The 5,527-nt window shown below is 69.1% G+C and carries 7 protein-coding genes and 3 pseudogenes; 4 read left to right on the top strand and 6 right to left on the bottom strand.

Annotated features, from left to right (window positions below):
• Nucleotides 1-56: 56 nt before the first annotated feature.
• From ACFYX0_RS46500 to ACFYX0_RS46515, 4 genes and pseudogenes are all read right to left on the bottom strand, one after another.
• Nucleotides 57-320 carry a hypothetical protein gene (locus ACFYX0_RS46500; RefSeq protein ID WP_388981575.1) on the bottom strand — a complete coding sequence of 88 codons (264 nt, stop codon included), beginning with the start codon at nt 318-320 and terminating at the stop codon, nt 57-59.
• 290 nt (nt 321-610) lie between these two features.
• Nucleotides 611-724, bottom strand: a pseudogene (locus ACFYX0_RS46505) (AAA family ATPase); the annotation flags it as partial.
• A pseudogene (locus tag ACFYX0_RS46510) lies at nt 706-1,135 on the bottom strand (alcohol dehydrogenase catalytic domain-containing protein); the annotation flags it as partial. The pseudogenes ACFYX0_RS46510 and ACFYX0_RS46505, both read right to left, overlap by 19 nt.
• 87 nt (nt 1,136-1,222) lie before the next feature.
• Nucleotides 1,223-1,420 carry a DUF2255 family protein gene (locus ACFYX0_RS46515; RefSeq protein WP_388981578.1) on the bottom strand — a complete coding sequence of 66 codons (198 nt, stop codon included), beginning with the start codon at nt 1,418-1,420 and terminating at the stop codon, nt 1,223-1,225.
• Nucleotides 1,421-1,501: 81 nt separating this feature from the next.
• On the opposite strand from ACFYX0_RS46515, the gene ACFYX0_RS46520 reads away from it, so the two are divergent.
• The gene (locus ACFYX0_RS46520; protein ID WP_388981581.1) at nt 1,502-1,669 is read left to right on the top strand and encodes a hypothetical protein; all 168 of its coding nucleotides are present in this window, start codon (nt 1,502-1,504) and stop codon (nt 1,667-1,669) included.
• Nucleotides 1,670-1,785: 116 nt separating this feature from the next.
• Here ACFYX0_RS46520 and ACFYX0_RS46525 read toward each other — a convergent pair whose 3' ends face one another.
• Nucleotides 1,786-2,346 carry a hemerythrin domain-containing protein gene (locus ACFYX0_RS46525; RefSeq protein WP_388981583.1) on the bottom strand — a complete coding sequence of 187 codons (561 nt, stop codon included), beginning with the start codon at nt 2,344-2,346 and terminating at the stop codon, nt 1,786-1,788.
• A gap of 253 nt (nt 2,347-2,599) precedes the next feature.
• Here ACFYX0_RS46525 and ACFYX0_RS46530 point away from each other — a divergent pair, with 253 nt between their 5' ends.
• The 3 genes from ACFYX0_RS46530 (at nt 2,600) to ACFYX0_RS46540 (ending at nt 4,043) form a co-directional block, all read left to right on the top strand.
• Nucleotides 2,600-3,019, top strand: coding sequence for a CBS domain-containing protein (locus tag ACFYX0_RS46530; RefSeq protein ID WP_388981586.1), 420 nt, complete (start codon nt 2,600-2,602; stop codon nt 3,017-3,019).
• 80 nt (nt 3,020-3,099) lie between these two features.
• A complete protein-coding gene (locus ACFYX0_RS46535) occupies nt 3,100-3,426 on the top strand; it encodes a plasmid stabilization protein (protein WP_388981589.1) in 327 nt (108 codons plus the stop codon).
• Between the two features lie 287 nt (nt 3,427-3,713).
• A complete protein-coding gene (locus tag ACFYX0_RS46540; RefSeq protein ID WP_388981592.1) occupies nt 3,714-4,043 on the top strand; it encodes an ANTAR domain-containing protein in 330 nt (109 codons plus the stop codon).
• Nucleotides 4,044-4,178: 135 nt separating this feature from the next.
• On the opposite strand, the pseudogene ACFYX0_RS46545 reads toward ACFYX0_RS46540, so the two are convergent.
• Nucleotides 4,179-5,432, bottom strand: a pseudogene (locus ACFYX0_RS46545) (aminotransferase class I/II-fold pyridoxal phosphate-dependent enzyme); the annotation flags it as partial.
• Nucleotides 5,433-5,527: the final 95 nt, after the last annotated feature.

The following is a 5,527-nucleotide window of genomic DNA, read 5'->3' on the forward strand; positions in this document are numbered from 1 at the left end:
GGCTCCAAGCGGGCCCACTGTGCATCCGTCAGATCTCCACGTGCCACGAAGCAAGATCATCCCACCTCAAGATCCACTTTCGATACACGCCCTAGCACCGCGGCGGCGGTCGGCCGGGTGCCCGCGGCGAGCCGGGCCTGGCCGGCGAGGTCTGCCGCTGCCCTCGGAGCGCCGTAGTTGAGCGGGACCATCGCCTCCCGGGCGAGGACCCAGGCGTGCAGCTGCTGGTCGCCGGATTCGGCGGCGGCCCCGGCGGCGGTGGCGAACCAGGCCCGGGACTCCCGGCGGCTGCCCAGATCATGTAAGACGATCGCGGTCATCCCGGCCATCTGCCCGGCTGTCCGGCACAGCCCGGCCCGGACCGGTGTGGGCTGCGGGACGGTGAGGAGAGGGCGCAGGGTCGTGAAGTCGGTGACCAGGTCGGCCAGTACGCGGGTGGGTGCTTGTCCGTGGTAGCCGTATCCGTAGCTCTCGGCTGCGGCCTCCAGGGATCGTGTCCCTTCTGGTGGTGCGACGCCGGGACATGTTCATGTATTCGCTGTTGAACGACGAGCTGTGATGTCGTTGGTTCTGCCGCCAGGCCGGCAGGACCAACGCGCTGGCGGCAGGGTCAACCGGTCTTGACCGGGGCTTCGGCGCGGGCCCGGGTGCTGGCGAGCCGGTAGGAGTCGGTGCCGGTTTCGATGATGGTGCGGTTGAAGGTGAGGCGGTCGGTGTGGGCGGCGTGGTAGCCGGTGCACAGGACATCGGAGAGGGTCAGCAGGTCCGGCAGCAGTTCCGAGTCCTCGGCGACGGGCAGCTAAACCAGGGTGCCGTCGGCCTGCGGGACGCGGGCGGCCTGGCCCTGGCCGCCCTCGACCCCGTTGACGCCCCACTGGCCGCCGTGCGGGCAGGAGGTCTGCAGGCCCTCGCGGCAGTACGCGCAGGTGTTGTCGGCCCAGACGAAGGGGGCCACGACGACGTCGCCGGGCTCGAGGGTGCGTACCTCGGAACCTATTTCCTCCGCGACGCCGAGGAACTCGTGGCCCACGTGGCGGGGATTGTCCGTGGGCTGCAGCGACTTGTAGGGCCACAGGTCGCTGCCGCAGACGCAGGACAGCACGATCCGGACGACGGCGTCGGCCGACTGCTGGATCTTGGGGTCGGCGACGTCCTCGACGCGTACATCAGGGTGGCTCGCACGAGTGGATCTCCTCTGGCAGGGGAAGTGGGGGAGCTGGTGTCAGCGGAGTTCGAGGCGGAGGGTGGAGTTGCGAGCGCGGTCGGTCAGCACGTGCTCGACGATCGTGGTGAAGCGGCCGTACTTCTCCTGGTAGGCGGTGTCCACGGCCGCGTACTCGGCGGGGTCGGCCTCGCGGAAGGTGACGTTCTGCTGATGGCGGTCAGTGAGTCGTTCGTGGTCCGGGCATGGCCTCTCCACCGTCCGGCGGCAGGGCAGGACGACGCATCCGGCTCAGCTGTCCTGCGGGCAGGGCCGTGCCGTGCTGACGAGCACACCGTGATGCGCGGTCTGGGAACGGGCTGGGATCTGCGTGAGTACGGCCAGGCCGAGCCGACCCGCCTCGGCGCGCAGGGCGCGTTGCTGCTGATGCTGATGGCGAAGTCCCGGCACGAGAGGTTGCCCGGCCTCCGGCGGGGCAACCTCGTGGCCGCTGCCGGGCGCTCGTGACCGGTCGATGAGGGCCGGAGGCATGCCCCTGGGAGTGGGCACGAGCACGCTGACTCCCGGGGCAGCGGGCCGGCCGGACCCTGTCGTGCGGCACCGGCTGGCGGCGGGCCGGTAGGTCAGGACTTGCCTCGGCCGGTGACGAAGTCCCGGGCCCGGTCGACCAGGCCGGCGCCCGGGGCGAGGAGCTTGTTGGCAGGGGGAGTGTCGGGGGCGGCGGGGTGCGGGCGGGTAGGGGCCATGGCTTTGGCCCGCCGGATCTTCTCCCCGAGGTCGCCGAGCATTTCGGAGGAGCAGGCCTGGCGCAGCAGCGGGAAAAGGTTGTTCTCCTCGTCCTCGACGTGGGCGGCCACCTCGTCCATGAGCTGCTGAAGCAGCTCGCTCATCTGCGGGTCGTCGGTGTCGGCCTTCTCCAGCTGTTTGAGGAGTTGCTCGACCCGGCCGTGATCCGCGATCTCCTTGTCCGCGATCCGGTCGCCGCCCTCGACCTGGTCGCGCACCGCCGGGTAGAGGTACTGCTCTTCGGCCACCGAGTGCCGCACCAGTTCGATGGTGACCTCGTTGACGAGATCACGCAGTTCCTGGCCCCCGCCGGTCATGGATTGGATCCTGGTGAAGATCTCTTCGACCTCCCGGTGGTCGGCCGTCAGTTCCTCGATCACATTCCCGCCGTGGCCCATGGTGCATCCGCCTCTCGCTCGTCCTGTCCGGGCGGGCCGTCCGTTCCGGCCCATGGACACTGATCCCCGCCTCAGTCGGCCATGAGGGGTCCAGCGAGTTCTCCTCACCCGACCGGAGGCCGACCGGGCTCTCATCAACGCCCACGGACGAGCGTTGCGGTACCCCTGTTCCTGTGCGGAGCCCGGAGCGGTGGGTACCCGGCGGTCGAGGACGGGGGGAAGCACCATATGAACCCGGGGAAGGAGCTTCATCATGAGCCAGCACGTGCGCGACATCATGACCAGCGCGCCGGTGACCGTGGAACCGCAGGCCTCGGTGGCCAACGTGGCCCGGCTGATGCGCGACCAGAACATCGGCGCTGTCCTGGTCACGGAGAAGGACCACTTGCGCGGTCTGGTGAGCGACCGCGACCTGGTGGTGCGGGCCCTCGCGCAGGGCATGGACCCGGAGCAGACGACTGTGGCCGACGCGTGCAGCGACGATGTGTTCACCATCAGCCCGGACGACGATCTCGACCGTGCAATCGAGCTGATGCGGGAGCACTCGGTGCGGCGCCTCCCCGTCGTCGAGGGTGACCATCTGGTCGGCATCGTCTCTCTCGGCGACATGGCGATCGAACGCGACCCCGGTTCGGCACTCGGCGACATCAGCGCGGCAGAACCCAACGAGTAGCGCCTGTTCCTGGAGATCACGAAACCACGCAAGAAGGAGGTCACAGCAGGCCCCATCTGCGCAGGAAAGGAGGCGGCATCATGCCGGCCGGATCGAGCTCCAAGCGCGAGCGGCAGTACGAGCACGTCAAGAAGGGCGCCGAGGACCGCGGCGAGTCGTCGAAGCGGGCCAAGGAGATCGCCGCGCGGACGGTCAACAAGGAACGGGCACGCTCCGGCGAGTCGAAGACCGCCAGCAAGACCTCCACACGTGATGCGAAGTCGGCGCCCCAGCGCGGTGGGCAGCGCTCCCACAGCGGCGCGGAAGGCCCCACCAAGGACCAGCTGTACGAAGAGGCCAAGAAGCGCCATATCCACGGCCGCTCCTCGATGACCAAGCAGCAGCTGGAAAAGGCGCTCGGCCGCTGACTGCAGCGACCGTCCTTCTGCCCGGCGCCCTCACCGCGCCGGGCAGAAACCCGATGGCCGATGGCCCATGGCCGATCGCAGCGCCGGGTGTGGGCAGCCTCCGCCACAGCCCCATGCGCTCGGCCGCGGACATCAGCACCTGCTGGAAATGCGCCACCGGGTGTCACGCACCGTTGCGCGGGCAGGCTCCGGGTGTGACGGTGAAGGTGCAGGCTCGCGTACCTGTGGGGACTGGGTCTGTGCAGGCAGACGAGTTCTCGTGCCGACCCCTACACCACGGAGGCTACGTGGACAGCCACGCCGACAAGCTCTCCGGCGCGGTTCAGGAGCTGGAGAGCCCCGATCGGATCAGGGAGCTGGAGACGCAGGTCTCCCAGCTTCAGCAGGCGGTCACCTCGCACGCGGTGATCGACCAGGCGATAGGTGTCATCGTGGCGGTGGGCCGGATGACGCCTGACGAAGCATGGGACGCCCTGCGTGAGACCTCGATGTGCACGAACGTCAAGCTGCGTCACGTGGCGGAGCTTGTGGTCGCCTGGGGCCAGGGCGGAAGAGATCTCGCGGCGGAAGTCCGTGACGTACTCTCGCGCAGGCTCAAGAGCCGGGAACCGCAGTGACCGATCGGTAGGGACTGTCGTCTCTGTGGCTGAAAAGGATCCAGGCCGCCAGTTCAGACTCGTGCGGACCGGAGCTGAGAACCGCTCGGTCTGGGCTGGCCCTGTAGGCGGGTGTGGCATCCGGTGGGCCGCGGATCAGCTTTCCGCGACGACTCGCACCGTCGTCAGTCTTTTGTCGGCCGCGTCGGGGAGGAACATGCCGGCTGCGACTCCCGTGGTCAGGTATTCCAGTACGGGCTCGGTCAGGCGTTCGCCGGGCAGGACGACGGGGATGCCGGGCGGGTAGGGAGTGATCATCTCGGCGGCGACCCTGCCGGGAGCCTGGTCGACGGGGACTTTCGCGTGCCGGGCGAAGTAGGCGTCGCGAGGCAGCGTGACCTGCTCCATGCGCAGATCGGCCGGGGGCGGGACGGTGACCGTGGGGGTGTCCCGCAGATCCGCGGCGTGGTGGGCCAGGTCGCGCAGGGCCGTGAGGAGGCGCGCGGTGGTGTGTTCGTCGTCTGCGTGGGTGAGCTGGGCGCTGATGCGCCGGTGGTCGAACAGGTGGGTGTCGATGTGATGGTTCTTCCGCAACCAGTCGGCCGCCCGGTATCCGGTGGTGGCCAGTTCGCTGATGTCCATCACGACCGGCAGTGGGTCAAAGTCCGTGGCGCGGCCGGGGCCGCGGAACTTCGCTGCGTCGTTGACGTGGAAACCGTCGATCGTCTCGATGGCCGCGCGGGTGTGTGCGGCCAGGTCCAGGGCCCGGCCGATGAGTGCGCGGCCGTGCTGGACCATCTGCCGGCGCCAGGCGTCAATGCCGGCGTAGAGGAGGACGTTCGGGCTGGTCGTGCTGAGGAGGTCGGCCCGCGAGGCCAGCTCGGCCGGATCGATGAGGTCACCCTGGAGGTGGAAGACCGAGCCCTGTTCCAGCCCGCTGCCCATCTTGTGGATACTGGTCACACAGATGTCGGCGCCAGCGTCCATGGCCCATGAGGGCAGGTCGTCGTGGAAGGGCAGATGTGCTTTCCACGCCTCGTCCACGATGAGCGGCTTGCCGCGGCGGTGACAGGCCTCGGCGATTCCCGTGAGGTCGGCCGCGGCTCCGTACGGGGTCGGACTGGTGACCAGGGCTCCGTCGGCATCGGGGTGTTCGGTGAATGCCTTGTCGAAGGCGGCTGCCGACGGGGGATGGGCGATGTGCCGCAGAGCGTCTCACTGGGGCTCCACCCATACCGGCTCGACGCCGGACAGGATGAGCCCGGAGACCACCGACTTGTGCGCGTCGCGCCCGACCAGGAGCCGGTGGCCGGGGCAGGTCACGGCCAGCATGGCGGCCTTCACCGACAGGGAACTGCCGCACGTGGAGAAGAACGTGTGGTCGGCGTGTACCGCGTCGGCCATCAGCTCCGCTGACCAGGTCGAGATCGACCTGTCCGCGGACCGCGGCCTCCGCGATCATCCCCTCCATCAGCGTCCGGAAAGTCCCGGCCACCGCCCAGCGC

This window comes from Streptomyces sp. NPDC002573 (assembly GCF_042889625.1).
GTDB classification, from domain to species: Bacteria; Actinomycetota; Actinomycetes; order Streptomycetales; family Streptomycetaceae; genus Streptomyces; species Streptomyces gibsoniae.